The organism is Streptomyces nodosus (assembly GCF_008704995.1).
Classification (GTDB): domain Bacteria; phylum Actinomycetota; class Actinomycetes; order Streptomycetales; family Streptomycetaceae; genus Streptomyces; species Streptomyces nodosus.
Genome location: NZ_CP023747.1, coordinates 3,019,997 through 3,046,053, shown reverse-complemented (window position 1 = coordinate 3,046,053; position 26,057 = coordinate 3,019,997). Strand labels below are relative to the sequence as shown.

The 26,057-nt window shown below is 71.0% G+C and carries 17 protein-coding genes; 8 read left to right on the top strand and 9 right to left on the bottom strand.

The window, feature by feature from the left end:
- The first annotated feature begins 90 nt into the window (after positions 1-90).
- The 4 genes from CP978_RS13780 (at position 91) to CP978_RS13765 (ending at position 5,879) form a co-directional block, all read left to right on the top strand.
- Complete coding sequence (locus tag CP978_RS13780; protein ID WP_043440726.1) at positions 91-1,005, top strand: ABC transporter permease; 915 nt, start codon at positions 91-93, stop codon at positions 1,003-1,005.
- Positions 998-1,822, top strand: coding sequence for an ABC transporter ATP-binding protein (locus tag CP978_RS13775; protein WP_043440728.1), 825 nt, complete (start codon positions 998-1,000; stop codon positions 1,820-1,822). The genes CP978_RS13780 and CP978_RS13775 overlap by 8 nt, the downstream gene beginning before the upstream one ends.
- 149 nt (positions 1,823-1,971) lie before the next feature.
- Entirely contained in the window at positions 1,972-4,206 is a 2,235-nt protein-coding gene (locus tag CP978_RS13770; protein WP_043440730.1) for a CDP-glycerol glycerophosphotransferase family protein, read from the top strand.
- A 20-nt stretch (positions 4,207-4,226) separates the two neighbouring features.
- Positions 4,227-5,879, top strand: coding sequence for a glycosyltransferase family 2 protein (locus tag CP978_RS13765; RefSeq protein ID WP_079162518.1), 1,653 nt, complete (start codon positions 4,227-4,229; stop codon positions 5,877-5,879).
- Positions 5,880-6,689: 810 nt separating this feature from the next.
- Here the strand turns inward: CP978_RS13765 and CP978_RS13760 are convergent.
- The 3 genes from CP978_RS13760 to CP978_RS13750 all read right to left on the bottom strand — a co-directional run bounded on the left by CP978_RS13760 (position 6,690) and on the right by CP978_RS13750 (position 14,065).
- Positions 6,690-8,111 carry a hypothetical protein gene (locus CP978_RS13760; RefSeq protein WP_150478384.1) on the bottom strand — a complete coding sequence of 474 codons (1,422 nt, stop codon included), beginning with the start codon at positions 8,109-8,111 and terminating at the stop codon, positions 6,690-6,692.
- Between the two features lie 290 nt (positions 8,112-8,401).
- Complete coding sequence (locus CP978_RS13755; RefSeq protein WP_227745368.1) at positions 8,402-8,914, bottom strand: GtrA family protein; 513 nt, start codon at positions 8,912-8,914, stop codon at positions 8,402-8,404.
- A 210-nt stretch (positions 8,915-9,124) separates the two neighbouring features.
- On the bottom strand, positions 9,125-14,065 hold the full coding sequence (locus CP978_RS13750; protein WP_043440738.1) for an NAD-glutamate dehydrogenase: 4,941 nt from the start codon (positions 14,063-14,065) through the stop codon (positions 9,125-9,127).
- A gap of 595 nt (positions 14,066-14,660) precedes the next feature.
- On the opposite strand from CP978_RS13750, the gene CP978_RS13745 reads away from it, so the two are divergent.
- Positions 14,661-15,227 carry a DJ-1/PfpI family protein gene (locus tag CP978_RS13745; protein ID WP_043440740.1) on the top strand — a complete coding sequence of 189 codons (567 nt, stop codon included), beginning with the start codon at positions 14,661-14,663 and terminating at the stop codon, positions 15,225-15,227.
- A 52-nt stretch (positions 15,228-15,279) separates the two neighbouring features.
- On the opposite strand, the gene CP978_RS13740 is transcribed toward CP978_RS13745, so the two are convergent.
- The gene (locus tag CP978_RS13740; RefSeq protein ID WP_043440742.1) at positions 15,280-15,945 is read right to left on the bottom strand and encodes an HAD family hydrolase; all 666 of its coding nucleotides are present in this window, start codon (positions 15,943-15,945) and stop codon (positions 15,280-15,282) included.
- 81 nt (positions 15,946-16,026) lie between these two features.
- Positions 16,027-16,536 (bottom strand): DUF6912 family protein, encoded by a 510-nt coding sequence (locus CP978_RS13735; RefSeq protein WP_043440746.1) that lies wholly within the window; start codon positions 16,534-16,536, stop codon positions 16,027-16,029.
- Between the two features lie 360 nt (positions 16,537-16,896).
- On the opposite strand from CP978_RS13735, the gene CP978_RS36085 reads away from it, so the two are divergent.
- Positions 16,897-17,931 carry an Rv3235 family protein gene (locus CP978_RS36085; RefSeq protein WP_278190173.1) on the top strand — a complete coding sequence of 345 codons (1,035 nt, stop codon included), beginning with the start codon at positions 16,897-16,899 and terminating at the stop codon, positions 17,929-17,931.
- Between the two features lie 121 nt (positions 17,932-18,052).
- On the opposite strand, the gene secA is transcribed toward CP978_RS36085, so the two are convergent.
- Positions 18,053-20,866, bottom strand: coding sequence for a preprotein translocase subunit SecA (gene secA, locus CP978_RS13725; protein WP_043440751.1), 2,814 nt, complete (start codon positions 20,864-20,866; stop codon positions 18,053-18,055).
- Between the two features lie 299 nt (positions 20,867-21,165).
- Between secA and CP978_RS13720 the strand changes: the two genes are divergently transcribed.
- A complete protein-coding gene (locus tag CP978_RS13720; protein WP_043440753.1) occupies positions 21,166-21,744 on the top strand; it encodes a GNAT family N-acetyltransferase in 579 nt (192 codons plus the stop codon).
- A 115-nt stretch (positions 21,745-21,859) separates the two neighbouring features.
- The gene (locus tag CP978_RS13715; protein WP_043440755.1) at positions 21,860-23,062 is read left to right on the top strand and encodes a winged helix-turn-helix domain-containing protein; all 1,203 of its coding nucleotides are present in this window, start codon (positions 21,860-21,862) and stop codon (positions 23,060-23,062) included.
- Positions 23,063-23,144: 82 nt separating this feature from the next.
- Here CP978_RS13715 and CP978_RS13710 read toward each other — a convergent pair whose 3' ends face one another.
- The 3 genes from CP978_RS13710 to CP978_RS13700 all read right to left on the bottom strand — a co-directional run bounded on the left by CP978_RS13710 (position 23,145) and on the right by CP978_RS13700 (position 25,959).
- Positions 23,145-23,891 (bottom strand): response regulator, encoded by a 747-nt coding sequence (locus CP978_RS13710; RefSeq protein WP_043440758.1) that lies wholly within the window; start codon positions 23,889-23,891, stop codon positions 23,145-23,147.
- 204 nt (positions 23,892-24,095) lie between these two features.
- A complete protein-coding gene (gene hpf, locus CP978_RS13705; RefSeq protein ID WP_043440760.1) occupies positions 24,096-24,788 on the bottom strand; it encodes a ribosome hibernation-promoting factor, HPF/YfiA family in 693 nt (230 codons plus the stop codon).
- A 313-nt stretch (positions 24,789-25,101) separates the two neighbouring features.
- Positions 25,102-25,959: a ComF family protein gene (locus CP978_RS13700; protein ID WP_150478219.1), complete on the bottom strand. Its 858-nt coding sequence runs from the start codon at positions 25,957-25,959 to the stop codon at positions 25,102-25,104.
- Positions 25,960-26,057 lie beyond the last annotated feature (98 nt).

Genomic DNA, 26,057 nt, shown 5'->3' with positions numbered 1-26,057 from the left:
GAAAAGCCGGGGAACGGTACCCATGGGGTCGGCACGGCGGAAGACTGCAGACCGGTTCGCGGACCCGATCCCCGAGCGAAAGCGACGGATGTGAGCCAGGCCCTTCACACACCGCCCTCCACGGCGGCCGTTCCGGCCGAGACCCCGGCGCAGCTCGCCGCCCGGTTCGGTCTGTCGGTCAGCGGTGCCCGCCCCACCCTGCGCGCGTACGTCCGGCAGCTGTGGGCGCGCCGTCACTTCATCACGGCCTTCGCCACCGCCAAGCTGACGGCCCAGTACAGCCAGGCGAAGCTGGGCCAGCTCTGGCAGGTCGCGAACCCCCTGCTGAACGCGGCGGTGTACTACTTCATCTTCGGTGTGCTGCTCGGCACCAAGCACGGGGTGCCCGACTACATCCCGTTCCTGGTCACGGGCGTGTTCATCTGGACGTTCACGCAGAGCTCGATCATGGCGGGCACCCGGGCGATCTCCGGCAACCTCGGGCTCGTCCGCGCCCTGCACTTCCCGCGCGCCGCGCTGCCCATCTCCTTCTGCCTCCAGCAGCTCCAGCAGCTGCTGTTCTCGATGGCCGCGCTGCTCGTCATCCTGCTCTGCTTCGGTGTGCCGGTCTCCCTCTCCTGGGTGCTGGCGATCCCCGCGCTGGTGCTGCAGTTCATGTTCAACGCCGGGATGGCGATGATCATGGCCAGGATGGGCGCCAAGACACCGGACATCGCCCAGCTGATGCCGTTCCTCCTGCGCACCTGGATGTATGTCTCGGGCGTCATGTGGAGCATCGACAAGCTGACGAAGAACAGCGATCTGCCGCCCGCCGTGATGACCGCGCTGGAGATCAATCCGGCCGCCGTCTACATCGACCTGATGCGCTTCGCGCTGATCGACAGCTTCCACGCGAGCCAACTCCCCCACCATGTGTGGCCGGCGGCCACGGGCTGGGCGCTGCTCGTCGGCGTCGGCGGCTTCATCTACTTCTGGAAGGCTGAGGAGACCTACGGCCGTGGCTGACCCGACCAGCGCCGAGCGCATCCCGACCGTCATCTGTGACGGCGTCGACATCGTCTACCGCGTCAACGGCACCGGAGCCGGCCGCGGCACCGCCACCGCCGCGCTCCACCGCATGCTGCGCCGCGGGCAGGCGGAGAAGGCGGCCGGGGTGCGCCGGGTGCACGCCGTCCGGAACGTGTCCTTCACCGCCTACAAGGGCGAGGCCATCGGGCTGATCGGCACCAATGGCTCCGGAAAGTCGACGCTGCTCAAGGCCGTCGCCGGACTGCTGCCGGTGGAGAACGGCAGGATCTTCACCGATGGCCAGCCCTCCCTCCTCGGCGTGAACGCGGCGCTCATGAACGATCTGACGGGCGAGCGCAATGTCCATCTCGGCGGCCTGGCCATGGGCATGTCCCGGGAGCAGGTCAAGGAGCGCTACCAGGGGATCGTCGACTTCTCCGGCATCAACGAGAAGGGCGACTTCATCACCCTGCCCATGCGGACGTACTCCTCCGGCATGGCCGCCCGGCTGCGCTTCTCAATCGCCGCCGCCAAGGACCATGACGTCCTGCTGATCGACGAGGCCCTGGCCACGGGCGACCGCTCCTTCCAGCGGCGCTCCGAGAAACGCATCCGTGAGCTGCGCCGGCACGCGGGCACGGTCTTCCTGGTCAGCCACAGCAACAAGTCGATCCGTGACACCTGCGACCGGGTGCTCTGGCTGGAGCGCGGGGTGCTGCGCATGGACGGCCCGACCGAGGAGGTCCTGGAGGCGTACGAGGCCTTCACGGGCGGCGAGGACAAGCCCGGGCGCGCCAAGGCGACCAAGGGCTGAATCCGCGGCAAAGGGAACCTAACTCCAGGAAAACCACTCTTCCTCTCTGAGGCGCAGAAAGCGCTCGAAACTTTGTTCATGTCCCCGGCCGTCGCCGGCAGCGGTGCCCGAGCCATGGGTGTCCGGAGAACAGAAGAAAGGAAAGCCTCGTGCAACCAGGGCTGAGCGTCGTCGTCCACGGCCCCGATCCCCAGGGGCATCTGGGCGAACTCCTGGACGCCCTGTCCGCCGAGCCCTACGCCGAGGCGGAGATAGTCGTCGCCGCCGTCGGCGACTGGGCCCGGCAGCAGGCGGAGCGGTATGCGGCCCAGGACTCCCGGATGGTGGTGGTGCCGCTGCCCGGGAGCACCGGCGACGGCGCGGCCCGCGCGGCGGGGGCCGACCGGGCCACCGGGCGCTGGCTGCACTTCGTGCACGCCAAGGACGGACTGCCGGCCGGCGCCCTGCGCACCGTCGCCGACCGCACCGCCGAACTCGCCGGCTCGGTGGACGTCCTGGTCGTCGACCATGTCCGGTCCACCTGGGGGACCTCGGGCGCGCCCAGCGCGGACGGCCGGTTCCTGGCCCGCGCCGGCCGCCGTGCCGCCCCGCTCAGCGACCTCCCTCAACTGCTGCGGCTGACACCGGTGCTGGGCAACCGCGTGATACGCGCGGACTTCTGGCGGTCCCCGGAGGTCTCCGCGCTGCTCGCGGAGGAGGGGGTCCCCGAGGACGAGGCGTACACCGCCACGGCCCTGCTGCTGGGCGCCGGCGAGATCGCCTGTCTCGACCAGGTGGCCTATGAGATACGGGAGTTGCGCGAGCAGAGCCTGCCGCCGGTGACCGCCGCACAGCGCTATGCGCTCGTCGAACACTACGAGCGGCTGCACCGACTGCTGGCCGAGCGGGGCACGCCCGAGGGGCCCCGGGCGGTGCTGTACGACGTGATGGTCCGCGATCTGCTGCGTGTCTTCGCCCGCAGCGGGATGCCGGAGCCGGTGGCACGGGAGTTCTTCGCGCGTGCGTCCCGGGCCGCGGTGCGCTGGCGTCCGGAACACCACCGGGGGCCCGCCGGGTTCGAGGGCATACGCCGCTCGCTCCTGGAGGAGAACGCGTACACCAGGTACCGCGCCTTCCAGGTCGCCAACCAGAAGCGGCGCCGGGCGAAGTCGGCGGTGGCGGCGGGCCGACGGCAGATCACCGCGAAGCTGCGCGACCACCGCTACCGGAGGGCGCTGGAGGAGCCGGTCGACCCCCGTCTGGCGGTGTTCTCGGCGTACTGGAACCGGGGGGTGGCCTGCAATCCGGCCGCGATCGCCGCGAAGCTCGCCGAACTCGCCCCGCACATCCACCCGGTGTGGGTGGTCTCCCGGGACAGGGCGGCGCTGCTGCCGCCGGGCACCGACCACATCGTCCCCGGCACCCGCCGCTACTGGGACGTGATGGCCAGGGCCAAGTACCTCGTCAACAACGTCAACTTCCCCAATTCTGTGGTCAAACGCCCGGACGCGATCCATCTCCAGACCCACCACGGCACCCCGCTCAAGCGCATGGGCCTGGACCAGGTGGACTTCCCGGCCGCCGCCAAGGGCCTGGACTTCGACGCCCTGCTGGCCCGCGTCGACAAATGGGACTACAGCGTCTCCGCCAACAGCCACTCCACCCGGATGTGGGAGCGCGCCTACCCCTCGCACCACACCTCGCTGGACCACGGCTATCCGCGCAACGACGTCTTCTACTCCGCCACCGCCGAGGACATCCGCGCCGTCCGCGAACGCCTCGGCATAGCCCCGGGCCGCCGGGCGATCCTCTACGCCCCCACGCACCGGGACTACGAGGCCGGCTGGTCCCCGCGCCTGGACCTGGCCTCGCTGGCCGACCGGCTCGGCCCGGACACGGTCCTGCTGGTCCGCGGCCACTACTTCTACGGCGGTGCGGCCTCCCCGCTGACCGGGCTGCTGCGCTCGGGCCGGGTGATCGACGTGTCCTCGTACGACCCCGTCGAGGAGCTCTCGCTGGCGGCGGACGTCCTGATCACGGACTACTCGTCGATCATGTTCGACTTCGCCAATCTGAACCGTCCGATCGTGATCTACGCCGACGACTGGGAGACCTACGCGAAGACGCGTGGCGTGTACTTCGATCTGATGGCGCAGGCACCGGGCCAGGTGGCGCGCACCCAGGACGAGCTCGCGGCCGTCCTGGAGACGGACGCCTGGCGCAACGAGGCCGCGCTGAAGGCGCTGGGCCTCTTCCGGCGGCGCTTCTGCGAGTTCGACGACGGGCGGGCCGCCGAGCGGGTGGTGCGCCGGGTGTTCCTGGGCGAGAGCGAGGAGTCGCTGCCCCCGGTCGTCCCGGTGGACGAACGGACCCCCGCCCCGACCCCCGAGGAGGCGACGGCGTGACGACGCCCCGGACCCCCGATGTGAAGACCCCCGATGTGACCGTCACGGTGATCGTCTACAACGACGCGGAGCGCCTGCCGCGGGCCGTGGCCTCGCTGCTGCGGCAGACCCACCCGGACCTCGAAGTGATCATCAGCGACGACCACTCCACGGACGACACCCCCGCGGTGGCCCGGCGGCTGGCGGCGCAGGACGACCGGGTGCGGTATCTGCGGCTGCCGGAGAACAGCGGTGGTTGCAGCGCCCCGCGCAACCGGGCGATCGACATCGCCCGGGCGCCGTATCTGATGTTCCTCGACAGCGACGACGAACTGCCCGACGACGCGGTGGAGCTGCTGCTCGCCGCTCACCGGGAGCGCGAGGTCGACTTCGCGATGGGCGCGGTGGAGCGGGTCCGGGTCGACACCGGGCGCCGCTCGACCTGGATGCCCCAGCTGGTCGCCGAGCGGCGCACGGTGGAGGGCATCGCGTCCGAACCCGGCCTGCTGTTCGAGCATTTGTCGACGAGCAAGATGTACCGGAGGGAGTTCCTGGACCGGCACGGGCTGCGCTTCCCCGAGGGGATCCACTACGAGGACCAGCTGTTCTCGGCGCAGGCGTACTGTCTGGCGCGGTCCTTCACGGTCGTGCCGGAACCGGTGTACCGCTGGTACATCGCGCCCTACGGGGCGGCCGAGTCGGCGTCGATCTCCAACCAGCGGCACAAGCTCTCCAATGTCCGCGACCGCATCCATGTGCAGAGGCTGATCGACGCCTTTCTGGCCGAGCACGGGCACGGGGAACTGCGGAAGGAGAAGGACCACAAGTTCCTCAAGCACGACTTCCGGATGTACGCGGGTGATCTGCCGTACCGGGACGAGGAGTGGCTCGCCGGCTTCGCGGACGTGGTGACGCCGTATCTGGACACCCTGGCGCCCGAGGCGTACGCCCGGCTGCCGCGGATGGAACGGGTGGTGCTCCAGCTGGTGCGCGACCGCCGGCTGACCGACGCGCGGTCGGCGGCACGAGGACTGGGACACCGGGTGGCCCCGCGGGAGACGGTGACCGACGCGACGGGCACGACCTACTGGGGTACCGAGGTCCCGGCGTCGCCCTCCGCCCGCCGCGAACTGGACCTCTCCGACCTGGATCTGACGGACCGGCCCTTCCCGAGCGCGCTGTTCCGCCATGAGATCACCTCCCTGACGCCGGGCCCGGGGGCCTCGCTGGACCTCACGGTCCGCACCTACGACCCGGGCCTGCGGCTGCCTGTGGGCCCGCAGCGGGCGAGCCTGGTGGTCGCCCCCGGCCGGCGCCGCCTGGTGACGGCGTTCCGCCTGGACCCGGTCCGCCCCGGCGTCTTCGAGGGCCGGGTCCGGCTGGACCTGGCGGCGGCCCGGCTGCCCGTACAGGGCTTCGACGGCATCCGCCACCCGGTCCTGCGCCTCGACCACCACGGCCTGACCAACTCCTCCGTCCTGCTGGCCCCCCTGGACTTCCCACCCTTCGAGGCCGCCCCCGTGGGCACCCTCCCCCACGCCCTCACGGTGGAACCGGAGCACCACACCCCGGGCCGCCTCCAGCTCCGCTGGCGCCCCATAGGCATCACCACCCGCCTCACCCCCCTCCTCCACAAAGCCGCAGGCCCCAAAACCCGCCAAGCAGCCCACCTCCTCAGAAGCACCCTCCACTAACCCACCCGCCCCTCCACCCCAACCACCCCGAACCCCCTGGGGCCCGCGGCGAGGCCCGGCGTGGAGGCCGGGGGCGCCGCCCCACCGGAACCCCTGGGGAGGAGCCCCGCGAGGGGCACAGGGGACGCGGCCCCACCCAAGGGCCAGAGGCAACGCCGCGCGTGGGGGCCGGGGCCACTGCCCCACCGAAACCCCCGGGGAGGGCCCCGCGAGAGGCGCAAGGGACGCAGTCCCACCCAAGGGCCAGAGGCAACGCCGCGCTTGCGGACCGGGGCCATTGCCCACCCGCGGGCAGCCCCGCGAGGGGCGCAAGGGACGCAGTCCCCGCTCGGGGCCAGGGGCGAAGCCCCGCGTGGGTGGCTGGGGCCCTGCCCCCACCGGAATCGCCGGAGAGAACCCGCGAGAGGTGCAGGGGACGCAGTCCCCGCCCGGGGCCAGGGGCGAAGCCCCTGCCGGGGGGGGTCGGGGGCGCAGCCCCGCGATGCACCCCGGTCCCCTGCACGCCGGCTCACGCCGAACTCCGACCAGCGCCCGGCGAGGGGTGCAGGGGACGCAGTCCCCGCTCGGGGTCAGGGGCGGAGCCCCTGGTGGGAGGTTCGGGGGCGCAGCCCCCGCGATGCACCCCGATCCCTGCACGCCGGCCCACGCCGAACTCCGACCAGCGCCCGGCGAGGGGTGCAGGGGACGCAGTCCCCGCCCGGGGTCAGGGGCGAAGCCCCTGCCGGGGGGCTCGGGGGCGCAGCCCCCGGTGGGGGCTCGGGGGCGCAGCCCCCGGGATGGGACGGGTAAGGGCGGCGGGGGCGGGATCCCTCAGCGTGTCACCTCGTACAGCACCTGACCCCCCGGCCCCGAAGCCACCCGCCGCAACACCCCACCCCCCACCGGCAACCCCCCGTCCGAAGGCCGCTGCACGACCCACCGGACGTGGTACGTCCGCAGCACCCCCAGCCGCCGCGCCCGCGACACCCCCGCCCCGAAGTACGTCCGTACCGCCGCCTCCCGCCGCCCCCCGTCCGGCAGAAAGAAGTCCGGGTACCCCGGGGCCACCGTGTACGCCCCGTACGCCGGAATCTGCCGCGACGGATACATCCTCGCCATCACCACATCCCCGTACCGCACCCACCGAGTGATCCAGTGATACCCCGCCCACGGCGCCGAGTACTTCGCCTCGACCACCCGGGGCAGCGCCCCACCCCCCACCACATACCCCACGGTCTGCACCTGCCCCCACACCCCGGCGGCGAGCGCGACCGTCAGCACCCCGGCCGCCACGTTCCGCCGGGCGCCGCGCGCCGCCCCGGCCGCCTCCACGGCCGCCGCCGTCTGCGCGGGGATCAGCGCCGCCGGCAACGCCCGCCCCCATGAGTAGTGCCCGGTCAGCCCGCCCGCCGCGAACACCACCGCCCCCAGCAGGAAGAACACCACCAGCGGATCGCGCCGGTCCCGCCGCGCCCGTACCGCCAGCGCCGCCACCCCGACCAGGACCAGGCAGAACCGCACGAACAGGTGCTGGTACAGCGGCCGGTGGATCTCGTCCAGCCCTCCCGCGCCCAGCAGCGCGAAGAAGTCGTAGTAGGGCCACACCGCGAGCACCACCACTCCGAGCACCGCCCCGGCCCCGAGCCGCAGCAGGGACCGTCGTCCGGCCCGCGCCCCCACCACGGTCGCCAGCACGCCCAGCGTCGCCACCACCCCGGTGAACTGATGGCTGAGCAGAATCACCGCCCACAGCACACCGAGCCCGGGAAGCACCGCCCACCCCACGGGCCCCGCGGGCTCGCCCCTCAGCGCCCGGGTCAGCAGCGCCCAGAGATGGAAGGCCGCCCCCAGCGCGAACACGCTCGGATAGGCCACCGTCAGCGCCAGCGAGTTCAGCCCGAGGAAGCCGCTCCAGCTGAACGCCTGGGTGCCCCACAGAAGCAGCACGCACAGCAGGGCCAGCGGCGGCGCGGCACGCCGGTCGCTCAGGGTGCGGGCATACCGCCATACGCCCGTCACCAGCAGCGTCAGCCCGATCAGCGCACCGATGCGCAGAACGACCCAGACCGAGGCGCCCGTGAGCCGCGCCACGACTCCCAGGAAGACGGTCCACGGCGAGTAGTAGGGGCTCGGTGTGTCCGCGTCGACCAGCGGATTGCCGGGGTGCAACAGCCCGTGCCGCAGCCGTTCCACGGTCGCCGCGTGCATCCCGAGGTCACCGACCCACGGCAGCCGGACGATCACCAGAAGCATCAGGACGACCAGCAGGGCAACTGCCGCCCACAGCACCGCCCCGACCGCACCGCGCGGCGCCGCGAGGGCCCCGAGCCACGCCCGGTGCCGCCCGGCCCCGCCGGTCCCGGGTCCCCGCGTCGTCGTCCCCCCGACCCCGGACACCCCAATACTCCCGGCACTCCCGGCACTCCCGACGGTCCCAAGAGCCCCCAGAGGCCCTACACCCCCACCACCCCCGGAAGACTCCCCGCCGTCCCCTCCGCCTTCGCCCGACCCGGCCGACTCGTCGGCCCCCTGCGGCGCGAGGGTCATCGGGCGCCGGCGCCCGGCTTCGTCCCGTGCTGGAACACCCAGGTCCGGTACACCAGGAAGCGGAACGCCGACGCCAGCACGATCGACAGCGCCTTCGCCAGGTTCGATCCCAGCGCCCCGCTCATACCGAGCCCGTGGTAGCCGATGTAGAACAGTGCGCTCTCCATCACCACGCCGATCCCGCTGAAGGCGAAGAACAGCACGATCTGCTGCCGGGTGCGCGAGGCCCGGTCTCGATAGGCGAAGAAGCGGAAGCCCAGGTAGTTGGTGCCCATGGCGACGACACTGGCGAGCACCGTCGCCGTCATCGGTGCCCATCTCAGCGCGTGCAGCAGAAAGTTGAAAACCAGGAAATTGACCGCGACACCGCTGCCGCCGACGACCCCGAACTTGGCCACCTCGACCGCCAGCCGCCCGAACCGGGCAAATACCGGTGCGGGGACGGGAACGACGGTCTCGGCAGCCGGGCGAGCGGCCTGGGGCAGCTGCTCGGAGAGGTTCACAGTCACGGGTACGGGTCCTCCACACTCGTCCGACGATCAGGCCACACACCAGCCCAAATGTCCGGTTTAGCAGCAAGGGGTAAATCCCGTACTGGAATTACCCAAGGTGTGGGCAAGAAAGCCGGACCGGTGCACAACAGGAAGATCATGCCCCGGTACGCCGACGGGGGCGCCCCAACTCGCTGGAGCGCCCCCGCCGTCGTACAAGGACGTGGACTAGCTGTGCGTCCGCAGCAGCGTCCGCATCGTGCGCATCGCGACCGAGAGGTTCGCGAGATCGAAGGAGTCCGAGTTCGCGATCTCGTCGAGGGTGGCGCGCGCCCGGGTCAGGATCGGCGCGTTGTTCTCGTGCCAGGACTCGAAGCGCTGTTCAGGCGTGGCGGCACCGTTGCCCACCGCCAGGACGTCCGCCGTCAGCGCCGAGTGGGCCGCGTAGAGGTCCTCGCGGATCGCCGCACGGGCCATCGACTGCCACCGGTCGGTGCGCGGCAGTTCGAGGATGCGGTCCATGAGCTGGGTGATCTGCAGCCGGTCCGCGAGGTCGTAGTAGACCTCTGCGACGGCCATCGGGTCCTTGCCCATGCGGTCGGCCACCGAGACGATGTCCAGCGCCGGGAAGGCCGAGGAGAACCCGGCCACCCGGGAGGCGAGTTGGTCCGGGACGCCGGCGCCCGTCAGCTCGTCGTAGATCTTCTGCCACCACTCCAGGTCCGCGCCGCGCATCAGCTTGGGCAGCTCGTTCCAGACCTGCTCGACGCGCTTCCCGAAGAACTCGATCGTCTCCGTGAGCTGCAGCGGCTGCGGCCGGTTGTTGAGCAGCCAGCGCGTGCCGCGCTCGACCAGCCGCCGCGAGTGCAGCCGGATCCGGGTCTGGACATCGGCGTCGACCTGGTTGTCCAGGGCCTCCACCCCGTCCCACACCGCGCTCGCATGGAAGATCGCACGGGCCGCGGTCTGAGCCCTCACGATCTCCTCCAGCGAGGCGCCGGTCTCCTCGCGCAGCCGGTGCAGGAAGCTCGTACCACCCGTGTTGACCGTGTCGTTGACCAGCACGGTGGTCACGATCTCGCGGCGCAGCGCATGGTTGTCGATCTGGCTGAGGAACTTCTTGCGCAGCGCCGTCGGGAAGTAGGCGTGCAGCAGACCGAGCAGATACGGGTCGTCGGGCAGCTGCGTCTGCAGCAGTTCCTCGGCGACCGTGATCTTGGTGTAGGCCAGCAGCACGGCCGTCTCCGGGCCGGTCAGGCCGTGCCCGGTGTTCAGCCGCTCACGGATCTGCCGGTCGGTGGGCAGGAACTCCAGCGCCCGGTCGAGGTGGCCCTCGCGCACCAGGTGGCGCATGAACCGCTGCTGCGCGTGCAGCATGTCCTTGGACTGGAACAGGGCGTTGGCGATCGCCACGTTCTGCGCGTAGTTGTTGCGCAGCACCAGCGAGCCGACCTCGTCGGTCATCCGGGCGAGCAGCCGGTTGCGCTGCTTGACCGTCAGATCGCCGTCGGCGACGACCGAGTTGAGCAGGATCTTGATGTTCACCTCGTGGTCCGAGGTGTCCACACCGGCGCTGTTGTCGATCGCATCGGTGTTGATCTTGCCGCCGTGCTGGGCGCACTCGATCCGGCCGAGCTGGGTCATGCCCAGGTTGCCGCCCTCGCCGACGACCTTGGCGCGCAGATCGCGGCCGTCCACCCGGATGGCGTCGTTGGCCTTGTCGCCGACGTCCGCGTTGGACTCCGCCGAGGACTTGACGTACGTCCCGATGCCGCCGTTCCACAGCAGGTCGACCGGCGCGGTGAGGATGGCCCGCATCAGGTCGGCCGGCGTCATCTTGGTGACGGCGCCGTCGATGCCGAGGGCCTCCCGGATGTGCGCGTTGACCGGGATCGACTTGGCCGACCGGGGGAACACCCCGCCGCCGGCCGACAGCAGCTCGGCGTTGTAGTCGGCCCAGGAGGAGCGCGGCAGCTCGAACAGCCGGCGGCGCTCGGCGTACGCGGTCGCCGCGTCCGGGGTCGGGTCGATGAAGATGTGCCGGTGGTCGAAGGCGGCGACCAGGCGGATGTGCTCGGAGAGCAGCATGCCGTTGCCGAACACATCACCGGACATGTCGCCGATGCCGACGACCGTGAAGTCCTCGGCCTGGGTGTTCACGCCCAGCTCCCGGAAGTGCCGCTTCACGGACTCCCAGGCGCCGCGGGCGGTGATGCCCATCTTCTTGTGGTCGTAGCCCGCCGAGCCGCCGGAGGCGAAGGCGTCGCCGAGCCAGAAATCGTAGCTCTCGGCGACCTCGTTGGCGATGTCCGAGAACGTGGCCGTGCCCTTGTCCGCGGCGACCACGAGGTAGGTGTCCTCGGAGTCGTGCCGGACGACGTCCGCGGGCGGCACGACCTCGCCGGCCACCATGTTGTCGGTGATGTCGAGCAGGGCGGAGATGAACGTCCGGTAGCTGCGGACGCCCTCCGCCAGCCAGGCGTCACGGTCCACGGCCGGGTCCGGGAGCTGCTTGGCGACGAACCCGCCCTTGGCGCCGACCGGCACGATGACGGTGTTCTTCACCATCTGTGCCTTGACCAGGCCGAGGATCTCGGTGCGGAAGTCCTCACGCCGGTCGGACCAGCGCAGGCCGCCTCGTGCGACCTTGCCGAAGCGCAGATGCACGCCCTCGACACGCGGCGAGTACACCCAGATCTCGAACGCCGGGCGCGGCGCCGGGAGGTCCGGGATGGCCTGCGGGTCGAACTTCATGGAGACGTAGTCGTGCGGCACGCCGCTCTTCGTCAGCTGGAAGAAGTTGGTGCGCAGGGTCGCCTTGATGAGGGTGAGGAAGGAGCGCAGGATCCGGTCCTCGTCCAGCGAGGCGACCTGGTCCAGGGCGGCGTCCAGCTCCTCCAGCAGGGCGTCGGTCAGCTCCACGCCGGCCCGCTGCCGGTCCGGCGACATCCGTGCCTCGAAGAGGGAGACCAGCAGCCGGGTGGTGTGGATGTTGTTGCGGAGGGTGTCCTCCATGTAGTCCTGGCTGAAGGTCGAGCCGGCCTGGCGCAGGTACTTGGCGTAGGCGCGCAGCACCATGGCCTGCCGCCAGGTGAGCCCGGCGCCCAGCACCAGCGCGTTGAAGCCGTCGTTCTCGGCCTGCCCGGTCCAGGTGGCGGCGAAGGCCTCCTGGAACCGCTCCCGGGCGTCGTCGCCGAGGGAGTCGACGCTGCCGGTCAGCGAACCGGGCAGCCGCAGACCGAAGTCGTAGATCCACGCGATCGTGTGGTCCGAGCAGCGCAGTTCATACGGGCGTTCGTCGATGACCTCGACGCCGAGCCGGTGGAGCACCGGCAGGACCGCGGACAGGGAGACGGCCTCGCCCTTGCGGTAGATCTTGAAGCGGCGCTCACCGGGGGCGGCGCCCACCGGCTCGTAGAGGCTGAGGGCGAAGTCCCTGCCGCCCTCCCCGGTGGTGAGCTCCTCCAGGTGGACGAGGTCGGAGACCGCCGCACGCGGGGTGTGGTCCGCCTTGTAGCCCTCGGGGAAGGCGCCCCCGTAGCTCCGCTGGAGTTCGGCGGCGCGCTCCTCGCCCAGCTCGGCGTTGAGCGCCTCGGAGAAGGCGTCGGCCCAGGAGCGGGCGGCCTCGACGAGACGGGCCTCGATGCGCTCCTTGTCGGCGTCGGACAGCTGCGGCAGCTCGGTGCCCTGCGGGACGCGGACCACGAAGTGCAGCCGGGAGAGGACCGACTCGGTGTTCCAGGCCGTGAAGTCGACGCTGGTGCCGCCGAGCTCCTCCTTCAGGATGTCGATGATCCGCAGCCGGACGCCGGTGGTGTAGCGGTCGCGCGGCAGGTAGACGAGGGCGGAGTAGTAGCGCCCGTACTCGTCCTGGCGCAGGTAGAGCCGCAGCCGGCGGCGCTCCTGGAGGTAGAGGACGGAGGTGGAGATGGAGCGCAGCTCGTCGGTCGGGGTCTGGAACAGCTCGTCGCGCGGGTAGGTCTCCAGGATCTGGAGCAGGTCCCGGCCGTCATGGCTGTTGGGCGAGAACCCGGCGCCCTCGAGGACCTCCTCGACCTTGCGTCGGATGACGGGCACCCGGCGCACGGACTCGGTGTAGGCGGCGGACGAGAACAGGCCGAGGAAACGGCGCTCGCCGACCACATTGCCCTGCTCGTCGAACTTCTTCACGCCGACGTAGTCGAGGTACGAGGGCCGGTGCACGGTGGCGCGGCTGTTGGCCTTGGTGAGGACCAGCAGCTTGTGCTCGCGCGCCTTGGCGCGGGCGTCGGCGGGCAGCCGCTCGAAGGACGGGCTCACCGGGTGGCTGTCGTCACCCGCGTGCTGCGGGTCGGCCCGCAGTATGCCGAGCCCGGTGCCGGGCACCGCGGCCAGGGAGTCGTCCTCGCGCAGGTGGTACTCGCGGTAGCCGAGGAAGGTGAAGTGGTCGGCGGCCAGCCAGCGCAGCAGCTCTCCGGCCTCCTCGATCTCCGCCTGCGGGAGGTCCTGGGGCACGTCCTCCTTCTGGAGGTCCTCGGCCATGCGCAGCGCGGCGTCGCGCATCTTCTCCCAGTCCTCGACGGCCTCGCGGACGTCGGACAGGACACGCAGCAGATCGGCGGTGATCTGCTTGAGGTCGGACCGGTCGGTCTCACGGTCGATCTCGACGTGGATCCAGGACTCGATGTGCGCGTCGTGCGGCAGCTCGCCGGCGGGCGCCTCGGGCAGCACCTCGAGCAGCTTGCCGGTCACATCGCGGCGGACGACGAACTGGGGGTGGATGACCACATGGATGCCGCGCCCCTGGCGCGACAGCTCATTGGTGACGGAGTCGACCAGGAACGGCATGTCGTCGGTGACGACCTCGACGACGGAGTGGGTGCAGGTCCACCCGTTCTCCTCGACGGTCGGGGTGTGGACCCGCACATTGGCCGTGCCCTGCGGACGCACCTCGGCCAGCCTGTTGTGCGAGAACGCGGCTCCGAAGACATCCACCGGGTCGCGGTCGCTCAGGTCCTCCGGAGCGGTGTGCAGGTAGTAGCGCTGGAGGAACGCGAGCGCCGTGTCCCGGTCGGGGCTGCCCTCGTCCGTCGTCCCGGTCGGTAGGTGTCCCCCGACCGGACCGTTCTCAGCTACCCGGGCAGCCCTTTCGAGCAGCTCGGCCTTGGCTTCGTCCAGCTTGGTCTGCATGGTCCTCTGACTCCTGTCGCGCGCCGTTGCGTGACGTAGAAGGAAATACGGTCGCTTCTCCGGCACAACGCCGCGACGCGGGATGTCCGGCCGGGTTCGACGGTATGCCGCCCGGAGAGCTCGGCGGGGGTTTATCGGCCATTTCCGGCATCCCTGACGGCTGTGACGCTGCTCTCGGCGCATGGAGCGCCTTCCGCGTCCCCGACGCCCGGGCTTCCGTGGCGGGCGCCTGCGGCGCCCTGTCCGACCGGCCCCGCCTGTGAGGATCAGCGACCGCCGCCCGGTCTCGGACATCGTCCGAGCTCACCGGGCGCGGGGCAGGGACGCCGACGTCCCCGCGACGTATCGCGCTGATCACGTCACCAGGCTATCGCCCCGGACCGGGGGCACGTCATGAGCCGTATGTGTACAAAACCAGGGTCGGAACTTTGACGTTCTGCACAGGGGCCAAGAAGACCGTGCCGTGCGGGGGTCCCCGGTGCGAGCATGGCGGTACGAGCGGTGACGGGCCCCCGGCGGGACGTGCCCCAGCTCAGGCACCGTTCCATGAGCACCCGTCCGGGCCGTCCGCACGACCGAGGGGAGCACAGCGAACATGGCGCAGAAGATCCTGATCGTCACCGGCGACGCGGCGGAATCACTGGAGGTCCTGTATCCCTACCAGCGCCTGTGTGAGGAGGGTTACGAGGTCCACATCGCGGCCCCCACACGCAAGACCCTCCGCTTCGTCGTCCATGACTTCGAACGCGGATTCGATACGTACACCGAGAAGCCCGGCTACACCTGGCCCGCCGACCTCGCCTTCTCCGAGGTGGACCCGGGGGACTATGCCGCCCTGGTGATCCCCGGCGGGCGCGCCCCGGAGTATCTCCGCAACGATCCCGAACTGCGCAAGATCCTGAAGTCGTTCTTCGACACCGACCGGCCGGTGGCCCAGATCTGCCACGGCCCCCTGCTCACCGCCGCGGCCGACGCCCTGCGGGGGCGGCACGTCACGGCCTATCCGGCGCTGGAGCTCGACATGCAGGCGGCCGGCGCCACCTTCCAGGACACGGAGGTGGTGGTCGACGGCGCCCTGGTCTCGTCCCGCGCCTGGCCCGATCACGCCCACTGGATGCGTGAGTTCCTCAGGGTCCTGCGGGCGAAGGCGCCGGCGACCTGAGCCCCTCGGCGGGCTCCGGGCGCGGCGCCTGTGGGCGTCGCACCCGCTCAGGTCATGCCGCGAGCCGTTCGGCTTCCTCGACCGCCTCCTCCAGCGAGTCGACCACCGGGACGCCCACGGACTCCAGGCTGGCGCGGCTGTGGGAGCCACCGGTGTACAGCACGGCCCGGGCCCCGACGTGCAGGGCGGCGACCGCGTCGTCCGCGGCGTCCCCGATCACCACGGTGCGCGTCGGCTCGACCCCCTCCAGCCTCTGGAGGTGGCGGACCATGTGCTCGGCCTTGCTGCCGCCGGAGGGCCCGGTACGCCCCTGCACCCGCAGGAAGTGCGGCTCGATCCCGAATCCCCGCACCAGCGGGACGAGCTCCTCATGCCCGTACATGCTGAGGATCGACTGGCTGCGGCCCGCCGAACGCCATCCCGTGAGCAGCTCCACCGCGCCCTCGGTGAGCCCGCAGCCGAGCCGGTGCTCCGCGTAGTAGCGCTGGAATATCTGGTCCATGGCCTCCCACTCGTCGGTGGTCGGCAGCCGTCCCATCAGCCGCTCGTAGAACTTCGGCACCGGTACGCAGTACAGCGCCCGGTAGCGCTCCAGCGTGATGGGCTCCAGCCCCACTTCGGCGAAGGCCGCGTTCGTCGCCCCGATGACCGCGTCATTGTCGTGGAACAGCGTGCCGTTCCAGTCCCAGACGATGTGCGCGCTTCCGTACGTCCCCATGGAGGAAAACGTACCCGGCCCCACCGACAGTCACTGCGGCGGCCGTCCGGCGGCCCGGCGCCGGGCCGGTGAACGCGCGGTTCAGCCGGCCGACCCCAGCAGGTTCGGGATCTCCTGCGTCGCGTACCAGAGCAGCTCATGGTCCTCGGCGCCGTCCACCACGGACTGTGCGTCGTCGTCCCCGCCGTCCGCCGCGTCGAGGGCCCCGGCCGCCGCGGTCACCTCCGCCTCCGCGCCGGCCGCGTCGGCGTGCACCGCCGCCGCCTTCGACAGCGCCACGGTGCCGGAGACCCGCACCTCGCCGAGCGCCGCCGGATCGGTGTCCGGACCGGCCGCCGCCGCGCCGTCGGGCACATCGACCGCGACGACCAGTCGGCGCCGGGGCGCCCCGGGGTCCGCCGCGAGCAGCCGCAGCGAGGCCAGCGAGGCCTGGTTGAGCGCCGCGTACTCCAGCTCCTCCATGTCGTCGGAGCGGCACCACTCGCGCAGCCCGGGAGTGACGGCGTACGCCACGAACGGTCCCGCGCCCAGCTCACCCGTCTTGTACGCCTCGGCGAGACCGGGGAGGGTCAGGGGGACGTAGACGCGCATGGCGAGCCGCTTTCGTAGTCGGTCGGGGCGGCCGGACGGCCGGAAGGCCTCGGGAGACCGTCACGTTCGTGTTCCGGGTCTCCGGCGAGTCACCCCAGGATACGTGCGGGTGTCCCCCTTCGGGTCCCGTCGCGCCCTTCCCCGACGTCAGCCGGGACAACCGCGCTTCACCCGGTTCTCCCCCGCCCCGCCACGGGTTTCCGGGCCGCCGCTCACCCTGACGGGTGAGGCCGCCACCGCGTCCGGCACGCGCCCGGGTTCCTTGCGCACCGCGCCGCCGCCTCGTACAAGGTCCCCAGCGAGAAGTTACCGACCGGTATCGACCGGTCCCGCGAAACGGGGATCTTCATGAACAAGGTAATGACCAGAAACACCGCCGCCCCCAGGAGCCCCAGGAGCACAGCCACCCCCGGGCACACGGCAACAACGGGGGCCGCGAGCACACCGGCGACAGCGGGCACGCCGACCACCGGGAGCACGCCCGCCCCGGGGGCCACCACCGCGGCCAGGAACGCACCGCCGACCGCCGGGCGCGTCACGGCGACCAGGAACACCTCCACGACCGGAAACACCACGGCGGCCGGGAGCGCGCCGACCGCCGGGGACCTCACCGCGACCAGGGTCACCCCCGCCGCCGGGAACGGCTCCACGACCGGGCATACGGCGGCGGCCGGAAGCACGCCGACCGCCGGGGACGCCACAGCGACCGGGGACCCCACCCCCGCCGCCGGGAACGGCTCCACGGCCGGACATACGGCGGCGCCCAGGAGCACCACGCCCGCCGACAACACCAGGACCGCAGGGAACACCAGGACCGCAGGGAACACCAGGACCGTCGGCAACACGGCGACCGCGAGGAGCACCGTGGCCGCCCGGAACGTCACGGCCGCCGGAGGTGTCTCCCCGGCCAGGGGCGGGCGGCGGCCCGGTGGACGGCCTCCGGTGCGCCATGACTCCCGCCGTCCGGGCAGCACGCCCCGTCCCGCGGCACCGAGCAGAGGGACGGGGCGTGCGACGGCACCCGGCGCCGTAGACCGGGCCCCGACGGCCGCTCCGGCCCGCCGTGCCCGCCCGACCGATGTCTTCGCCGACCGCCTGCTGTCCGTGCTGAGCGGTCAGCGCCCGGTGCACAGCATGCTCCGCCACACCGTCGGGCGGGCCTACGACGAGCTGGCACTGCTCGCCGAGCGCGGCCCGCTGCGCACCCGCGGCACCCGTCCGGTCGTCCGCGACATCGGCTACTACGTCCCCCGCCCCGGCGCCATCGAGGCCTTCGCCCGTATCGGCGCGGGCGACCAGCTCCGCGCCATGGCCTTCCGCCTGGAGTGCGGCCCGGACCACCGCTGGCGCTGCACCGCGGTGGAGCTGGGCGGCCCCCGTACGAACACCGGCTGACGCGCGCCGCACCGCCGCACACGCCGCACCACCGCCCGCCGGACGGAACGCACACACACGAGGGCCGGGCGCCCCAAAGGGGTGCCCGGCCCTCACCACAGCGGTGTCGCCCGCGGGGGCGTCACTTCTTGCGGCGCCGGCCCTTCGCCTGCTTGCGGCGCTCCGCCCGCGTGAGGCCGTCCGCCTCCGAGCGCACCGGCTCGCCGTCGCTGGTGAAGTCGCCCTCGACCACGCCGCCCTCGCCGTCCACGGTGGGCGCGGAGAAGTGCAGCCGGTCGTGGCGCTGCGGGGCGTCCAGACCCTTGGCGCGGATCTCCGGGCGGGCCGCCTGGGCCGCCACGGCCTCTTCCTTCTCCAGGGAGGGCTTGGCCTCGGCCTCCTCGACCGGCACCTCCTCGACCTGCTGCTCGACCTGGACCTCCAGGTTGAACAGATAGCCGACGGACTCCTCCTTGATGCCCTCCATCATCGCGGTGAACATGTCGAAGCCCTCGCGCTGATACTCGATCAGCGGGTCCTTCTGGGCCATCGCCCGCAGGCCGATGCCCTCCTGGAGGTAGTCCATCTCGTAGAGGTGCTCACGCCACTTGCGGTCCAGGACCGACAGCACGACCCGGCGCTCCAGCTCACGCATGATCTCGGAGCCGAGCTGCGTCTCACGCTGCTCGTACTGGTCGCGGATGTCGTCCTTGATGGACTCGGCGATGAAGTCGGCGGTCAGCCCGGCCCGGTCGCCGGCGGCGTCCTCCAGCTCCTCGATGGTGATCTTCACCGGGTAGAGCTGCTTGAAGGCGCCCCACAGCCGGTCCAGGTCCCACTCCTCGGCGAAGCCCTCGGCGGTCTCGGCGCCGACATAGGCGTCGATCGTGTCGTCCATGAAGTGCTGGACCTGCTCCTGGAGGTCCTCACCCTCCAGGACACGACGCCGCTCGCCGTAGATGACCTCGCGCTGCCGGTTGAGCACCTCGTCGTACTTGAGGACGTTCTTCCGGGTCTCGAAGTTCTGCTGCTCGACCTGCGACTGGGCGGACGCGATGGCGCGGGTGACCATCTTGTTCTCGATCGGCACATCGTCCGGCACATTCGCCATCGACATGACGCGCTCGACCATCTGGGCCTTGAACAGACGCATCAGGTCGTCGCCCAGGGAGAGATAGAAGCGGGACTCGCCGGGGTCGCCCTGACGGCCGGAACGACCGCGCAGCTGGTTGTCGATACGGCGGGACTCGTGCCGCTCGGTGCCCAGCACATACAGGCCGCCGAGCTCCTCGACCTCGTCCTTCTCGGCCTTGACCGCCTGCTCGGCCCGCTCCAGCGCGGCGGGCAGGGCCGCGGCCCACTCCTCGATGTGCTCCTCGGGGTCCAGGCCGCCCTGGCGCAGCTCGGCCTCGGCGAGGTCCTCGGGGTTGCCGCCGAGCTTGATGTCCGTACCACGGCCGGCCATGTTGGTGGCCACCGTCACGGCGCCCTTGCGGCCGGCCTGGGCGACGATCACGGCCTCACGGTCGTGCTGCTTGGCGTTCAGCACCTCGTGCTGGATGCCGCGCTTGCTCAGCTGCTGGGACAGATACTCGGACTTCTCGACCGACGTCGTGCCGACGAGGATCGGCTGGCCCTTCTCGTGCTTCTCGGCGATGTCGTCGACGACCGCCTCGAACTTGGCGACCTCGGTGCGGTAGATCAGGTCCGACTGGTCCTTGCGGACCATCGGCTTGTTGGTGGGGATCGGGACCACGCCGAGCTTGTAGATCTGGTGGAACTCGGCGGCCTCGGTCATCGCCGTACCGGTCATGCCGGAGAGCTTGTTGTAGAGGCGGAAGAAGTTCTGCAGGGTGATCGTGGCGAGCGTCTGGTTCTCGTCCTTGATGTCCACCCCTTCCTTCGCCTCGATCGCCTGGTGCATGCCCTCGTTGTAGCGGCGGCCCGCGAGGATACGGCCGGTGTGCTCGTCGACGATCATGACCTCGCCGTCGATGACGACGTAGTCCTTGTCGTTCTTGAAGAGCTCCTTGGCCTTGATCGCGTTGTTCAGATAGCCGACCAGCGGGGTGTTCACCGACTCGTAGAGGTTGTCGATGCCCAGCCAGTCCTCGACCTTGCTGACGCCGGACTCGTGGATGGCGACCGTGCGCTTCTTCTCGTCGACCTCGTAGTCGCCGGTCTCCTCGATGCCCTTGAGGGGGTTGCCCGCCTCGCCCTTCTTCAGGCGGGTGACCAGCTTGGCGAAGTCGCCGTACCACTTGGTGGCCTGGTCGGCCGGGCCGGAGATGATCAGCGGCGTACGGGCCTCGTCGACGAGGATGGAGTCGACCTCGTCGACGATGGCGAAGTTATGGCCGCGCTGCACAAGTTCGTCCTGCGACCAGGCCATGTTGTCGCGCAGATAGTCGAAGCCGAACTCGTTGTTCGTGCCGTACGTGATGTCGCAGGCGTACTGCTCGCGGCGCTGGGCCGGCGTCATGTTGGCCAGGATGCAGCCGACGTTCAGGCCCAGGAACTTGTGGACGCGACCCATCATCTCGGAGTCGCGCTCGGCCAGGTAGTCGTTGACCGTGACGATGTGGACGCCGTCCCCGGAGATGGCGTTCAGATACGCGGGCAGCGTGCCGACCAGGGTCTTGCCCTCACCGGTCTTCATCTCGGCGACATAGCCGAGATGGAGCGCGGCGCCGCCCATCATCTGCACGTCGTAGTGGCGCTGGCCGAGGACACGCTTGGCGGCCTCGCGCACGGTGGCAAAGGCCTCGGGGAGCAGGTCGTCGAGCGTCTCACCGTCGGCGTACCGCTCCTTGTACTGATCGGTGAGGGCCCGCAGCTCGGCGTCGGAGAGGTCGATGAAGTCCTCTTCGATGGAGTTGACCTGGTCCGCGATGCGGTGCAGCTTGCGCAGGATCTTGCCTTCGCCTGCACGCATGATCTTCGAGAGGACGGACACGGGGGTTTGTCTCCTTGCCGGTCGGGCCTGGGACGGTCGGTTGCCTGGGAACAGCTTGAGCAACGGCCATCGTAAGCGAGGACCCCGCCGCGCCGGGAGGCCTGCCGATGACAGCCACTAGGACAACGGACGGGCGTCACGGAAGGTGCCGCGTCCGTGCCACGAAAAGTAACCGGCCTTTCACGCTCTGACGACTGCGCCGGGACAACGGCGTGGCGAGGCGGACGACGCGAGGACGGGAGACGCGACCGGCGCGGAAAGTCATGGCGTGACGGCGCGGGTCCGCGCAGAATCGGGCGATGGACCCCGTCACGCTGACCACCGACCGTCTGCTGCTGCGCACCGTGGAGGCGCGGGACACCGACGCGGTGTACGCGGCCGCCCAGGACCCGGACATCCAGCGCTGGACCACCATCCCGTCGCCCTATCTGCGCGAACACGCCGAAGGGTTCGTCCGGCAGATGGTGCCCGACGGCTGGGCGGACTCCTCGGTGTTCACCTTCGGTGTGTTCCTGCCCTCGGGGGAGCTGGTGGGCATGCTGAGCCTGACCATGCGCTCGCCGGGCGTCGCCGAGGTGGGCTTCTGGACGGCCGCGGAGCACCGGGGCAACGGTTACATCACGGAGGCCACGCTCGGCGCGTCGCGCTGGGCCTTCGCCCGTCTCTCGGTCGACCGCGTGGAATGGCGCGCCGAGGTCGGCAACGCGGCCTCCCGCGCGGTCGCGGAGCGGGCGGGCTTCACCGTCGAGGGCGTGCTGCGTTCCGCGGTCAGCAACAAAGGGGTGCGCCGGGACTGCTGGGTGGGCTCACTGCTGCCGTCGGACCTGGGCCTGCCCTCGGCGGCCCCGTATCTGCCGGCCCCCTCACGGGCGTCCTAGCGGTATTGCCCCGACAGGCGGGCGGAGCCTCGCACCCCGCGCGGGCCGAAAAGGCGGTGCGGGGCAAAAGCCCAGCTCACTCCGCGTTGTCAGTGCCACCGCCTACGGTGTGACCATGCCGAGTGTCCCGCGCCCCGCCACCGAACTGACCGCCGACGACGCCCGCCGTATCGCCCTGCGCGCCCAGGGCCTGCTCGGCGTCCCGGACCGCAGGGCCGGTGTCCGCGGCGTCCTGCGTCACCTCGGCGCGGTCCAGCTCGACACGATCTCGGTCCTCGCCCGCTCCCACGAGCTCATTCCCTACGCCCGCCTGGGCGCCATAGGCCGCAAGGCGGTCGACGCGGCCTACTGGACGCCGAAGCCCGACGGCACGGCCGCGGCCCGGCCCCATGCGTTCGAGTACTGGTCGCACGCCGCGTGCCTGCTTCCCATCGAGGAGTGGCCGCACTTCGCCTTCCGCCGCCGCGCCTACCGGGCCCGCCCGCACTGGAACCACCCCCTCCCGGACGGTGTCTACGACCAGGTCGTCAAGCAGCTGCGCGCCGAGGGCCCCCTGACGGCCACGGATCTGGGCGGCGCGAAGAAGACCAGCGAGTGGTGGGACTGGTCGGGCACCAAGGTCGCAGTGGAGCGCGCCCTGATGTACGGGGAGGTGGTGTGCGTGGAGCGCCGCGGCTGGAAGCGGGTGTACGACCTCGCCGAGCGCGCCGTCCCCGCTGCCCTGCTCCACGACGAGCTGGACGACACCGAGTGTCTGCGCCGTCTCGTCCGCCTCGCCGGCCAGTCCCTCGGGGTCGGCACGCGCGGGGACATCGCCGACTACCACCGGCTCAAGGCCGAGCAGGTCGACGCGGTGATCGCGGACTCGGGCCTGGTGCCGGTGACGGTCCAAGGATGGGGCAAGCCGGCCTGGGCGGACCCGGCGGCGCTGGAGACCCCGCCGCGCGGCCGGCACCGTACGACGCTGCTGTCCCCCTTCGACTCCCTGATCTGGGAGCGGGCGCGCACGGAGCGGATCTTCGGTTTCACCCACCGCCTGGAGGCGTACGTCCCCAAGCAGAAGCGGGTGCACGGCTATTTCGCGATGCCGGTCCTGGCCGGCGGCCGGCTGGTGGGCCGGGTGGATCCCGCGCGGGAGGGCCGGGCACTGGTGGCCAAGCAGGTCTCGGTGGACGGTCCCGGGGCGGTTCCGGCCGTGGCCCAGGCCCTGCGGGAGGCAGCGGCCTGGGTGGACTGCACCGATGTGCGCGTGGAGCGGATGGACGATCCGGCCCTGCGGGAGGCACTGGTCCGGGAGCTGGCCCACGCGCAGAACTGACTCGCGCCGGGCTGACTCCCTGCACATCCCCGCGTCCACGGGCCCGTTCCGTCGGCGAAGCCGGACGGTCCGCCGAGGGAACTCAGCGGATCTCCAGGATCTTCTCCCGCATCGCATAGACCACGGCCTCCATCCTGGAGTGCAGCTGCAGCTTCTCCAGGATGTTGCGCACATGGTTCTTCACGGTGTTCTCGGAGATGAACAACTCCTTGGCGATGTCCCGGTTGTTCATTCCGGTGGCGACGAGTTTGAGGACTTCCAGTTCCCGGTCGGTGAGCCGGGGCGCGGGGACCAGTCGGCGCTCGTCGGTCCGCTGGATCATCGATTTGAACTCGGTGAGGAGTTTCGACGCCATGGAGGGGCTGATCTGCGACTGCCCGTCGGCGACCGCGCGAATGGCCGTGGACACCTCGTCGGTGGAGATCTCCTTGAGGAGATAACCGGTGGCGCCCGCCTTGATCGCGTCATAGAGATCGGCTTCTTCATCGCTGATCGTCAGCATGATGATCTTTGCGCTGGGTGCCACCTCCTTGATGGAGGTACAGGCCTCGATCCCGCCCCGTCTGGGCATCCGCACATCCATCAGCACGATGTCGGGCAGCAGGTCGGCCGCCTTGTCCACCGCCTCCGCGCCGTCCCCCGCCTCGCCGACGACCTGGATGTCCTCCTCGGCCGCGAGCACGATCTCCAGGCCGCGCCGGAAGAGAGCGTGGTCGTCGACGACGAGAACACGGATGGGCTCCTTGCGTGAAGAGCCCCCCTCCGGGCCCATGGCGACGACGCCGTCGTCGACGTCCTCGTCATGCATCGGTCCGAAGCTGTCCGCCATCGTTCCTCCCCCTGAAGGCTGTGGCCTGGTCCTGTGCCATCGCCAACCCAAGGCAACGGCCCACCCGTTGGGCCGTTGCGGCCATGATTCCATGCCTGAGCGGCGGTCAGGTGACAGAGCGCGGCGTGAAATGGCCGCATACCGGTGCCCCTGGGGGCGCGGGGGCTCACCAGGGGCACCGGTCGCGGCATCGTCCCGGCCGGATCAGCCGCCGAGCGTTCCGCCCGTTTCGGCGGTCTGCGCCTGGGTCACCATCTGGTCCGTGCTGAGGTGGATGACGCCGTAGTCGTATGCGTGGCGCCGGTAGACGACACTGGGCTGTTTGGTCTCGGAGTCGACGAACAGATAGAAGTCGTGCCCGACCAGCTCCATCTCGTAGAGCGCCTGGTCGAGCGACATCGGGGCCGCGACATGGGTCTTCTCGCGGACGACGAGGGGGCCTTCGCCCTGGACCTCCAGCGATCCCATCCTCCTGGCGGGCACGCCGCCCGCTTCCCCCTCCGTCACGACACTGCCGTTGCCGTCGAGCGTCGCGGCACCCGGGACATGGTCGGGTACCTCAGCCGCAGTGAGCCTGCGGACCCCACGCCGGGTGTGGCGCTTGTCGTGCTGCTTGCGCAGCCGGGCCTCGAGCTTCTCCGCCGCGAGATCGAGCGCCGCGTACGGATCGCTGGCCGCTGCCTCCGCCCGGATCACCGGACCGCGGGAGTAGAGAGTGATCTCCACTCGGTCACAACGGTCGGCCTGTCGGGGGTTGGGCTCCTTGGACACCTCGACGTCCAGGCTGATCACCTTGCCATCGAGCTTCTGGATCTTGTCCAGCTTCAGCTTCTCGGCCACGTGCTTCCGGAACCGCTCGGGCACCTCGGTCTTGCGGCCCTTGACGACGATGTCCACGCAGAACTCCGTTCCCGGATCGCTCCGCACCCCTGGCGGAGCATCTCCCTTGTGCACCAGGCTCCGGTGACCACCGGGGCCTCGGACTCGGTGACTCCACCTCCTCCTCCCCCATGGGCGAGATCTCCACCCTGCCGCCGACGGGATCAAGACAAACCCACAGCACGGCATTCGGATAGGCGGGGTATGGCCTGCGCCTTTCCCTCACCACCGAACATATCTCGCCCGGACGGATGTCGTCACCCTCTACTGCGGCGTACTTCCGTTCAGGTGAATTGACCTGCTCATTACCTGCAACGACGAAAGATCTCGGTCAGTTCCGGTTTGTTTCGAAGGATTCGGGTGGGGCCGCGATCACCGCCGCGCGGATCCCGGGTCCAAGGACGTTTCCAGCGCCCGTTGATCGTGCTTCGCCATGCCGATGTGCGGATGCCGTCCTCTCCCCAGTCGTCCGTTCCCCCGTTGCTTCCCCGGCCTGGCGCTCATACACTTCGCCGTCCGCCGTCCGGGGACCGTCGAGCACCGCCCGGACCGCGCGGGCGGCCTCCGACAGCGAGGCGCCCGTGGTCATCAGATCGTCCACGAGGACGATCCGGCCGCCGGCCAGCAGCCGGCCGCACCCCGCGACCACCTCCAGGGCGCCCGCCAGATTGGCGAGGCGCTGCCGGGAGTCGAGCCCCGCCTGGTCGGCCACGGCCCGCCGCTGCCGCAGCACCGCCGCCACCCGGGCCGCCGTCCCGCCCCTGCGCAGCTCTCCCGCCGCCGCGAGCGCGATCCGCCGCGCGGGATCGTGCCCCCTGGCCCGCACGGCCCGGCGCGCGGAGGGGACCGGCACCAGCAGCACGGGCACCCGGCCGCTACCGGTCCCGGGCTCTCTCCGGCCCAGCGCCGCCTCTACGGCCCCGGCCAGGGACACCCCCAGCGGTCTTGCGAGCGTGAGGGCGCCCCGCTCCTTGTGGGCCAGGATCGCGGCGCGCACCGCGCCTCCGTACACCGCGGCCGCGTGCACCACGGGCAGTCCCCCAGGCGCCGGGACCGGCCGCACCCGGCGCGGCGCGGCCCCGTACAGCGCCGTGCGGCACTTCGCGCAGAGCACCGCGCGTGGCCTGCCGCAGCCGCCGCACTCGGCCGGCAGCACCAGGTCGGTCAGGTCCTGCCACCACCCCCGCACGGCCACCACTGTGCCCGGGCCCGCGGTGACCCGCCAGGCCTGTGGACAACTCCCTGTGGACAACCGGCGGAGGCCCACCGGTGGAGGCCCGCCGCCCC

Bases quoted from the DNA above. Each gene is read 5' to 3' on its own strand.
- CP978_RS13760 (WP_150478384.1), bottom strand. From the start codon at position 8,111: ATGCTTCTGGTGATCGTCCGGCTGCCGTGGGTCGGTGACCTCGGGATG.
- CP978_RS13750 (WP_043440738.1), bottom strand. From the start codon at position 14,065: ATGCAGACCAAGCTGGACGAAGCCAAGGCCGAGCTGCTCGAAAGGGCT.
- CP978_RS13745 (WP_043440740.1), top strand. From the start codon at position 14,661: ATGGCGCAGAAGATCCTGATCGTCACCGGCGACGCGGCGGAATCACTG.
- CP978_RS13740 (WP_043440742.1), bottom strand. From the start codon at position 15,945: ATGGGGACGTACGGAAGCGCGCACATCGTCTGGGACTGGAACGGCACG.
- CP978_RS13735 (WP_043440746.1), bottom strand. From the start codon at position 16,536: ATGCGCGTCTACGTCCCCCTGACCCTCCCCGGTCTCGCCGAGGCGTAC.
- CP978_RS36085 (WP_278190173.1), top strand. From the start codon at position 16,897: ATGACCAGAAACACCGCCGCCCCCAGGAGCCCCAGGAGCACAGCCACC.
- CP978_RS13720 (WP_043440753.1), top strand. From the start codon at position 21,166: ATGGACCCCGTCACGCTGACCACCGACCGTCTGCTGCTGCGCACCGTG.
- CP978_RS13715 (WP_043440755.1), top strand. From the start codon at position 21,860: ATGCCGAGTGTCCCGCGCCCCGCCACCGAACTGACCGCCGACGACGCC.
- CP978_RS13710 (WP_043440758.1), bottom strand. From the start codon at position 23,891: ATGGCGGACAGCTTCGGACCGATGCATGACGAGGACGTCGACGACGGC.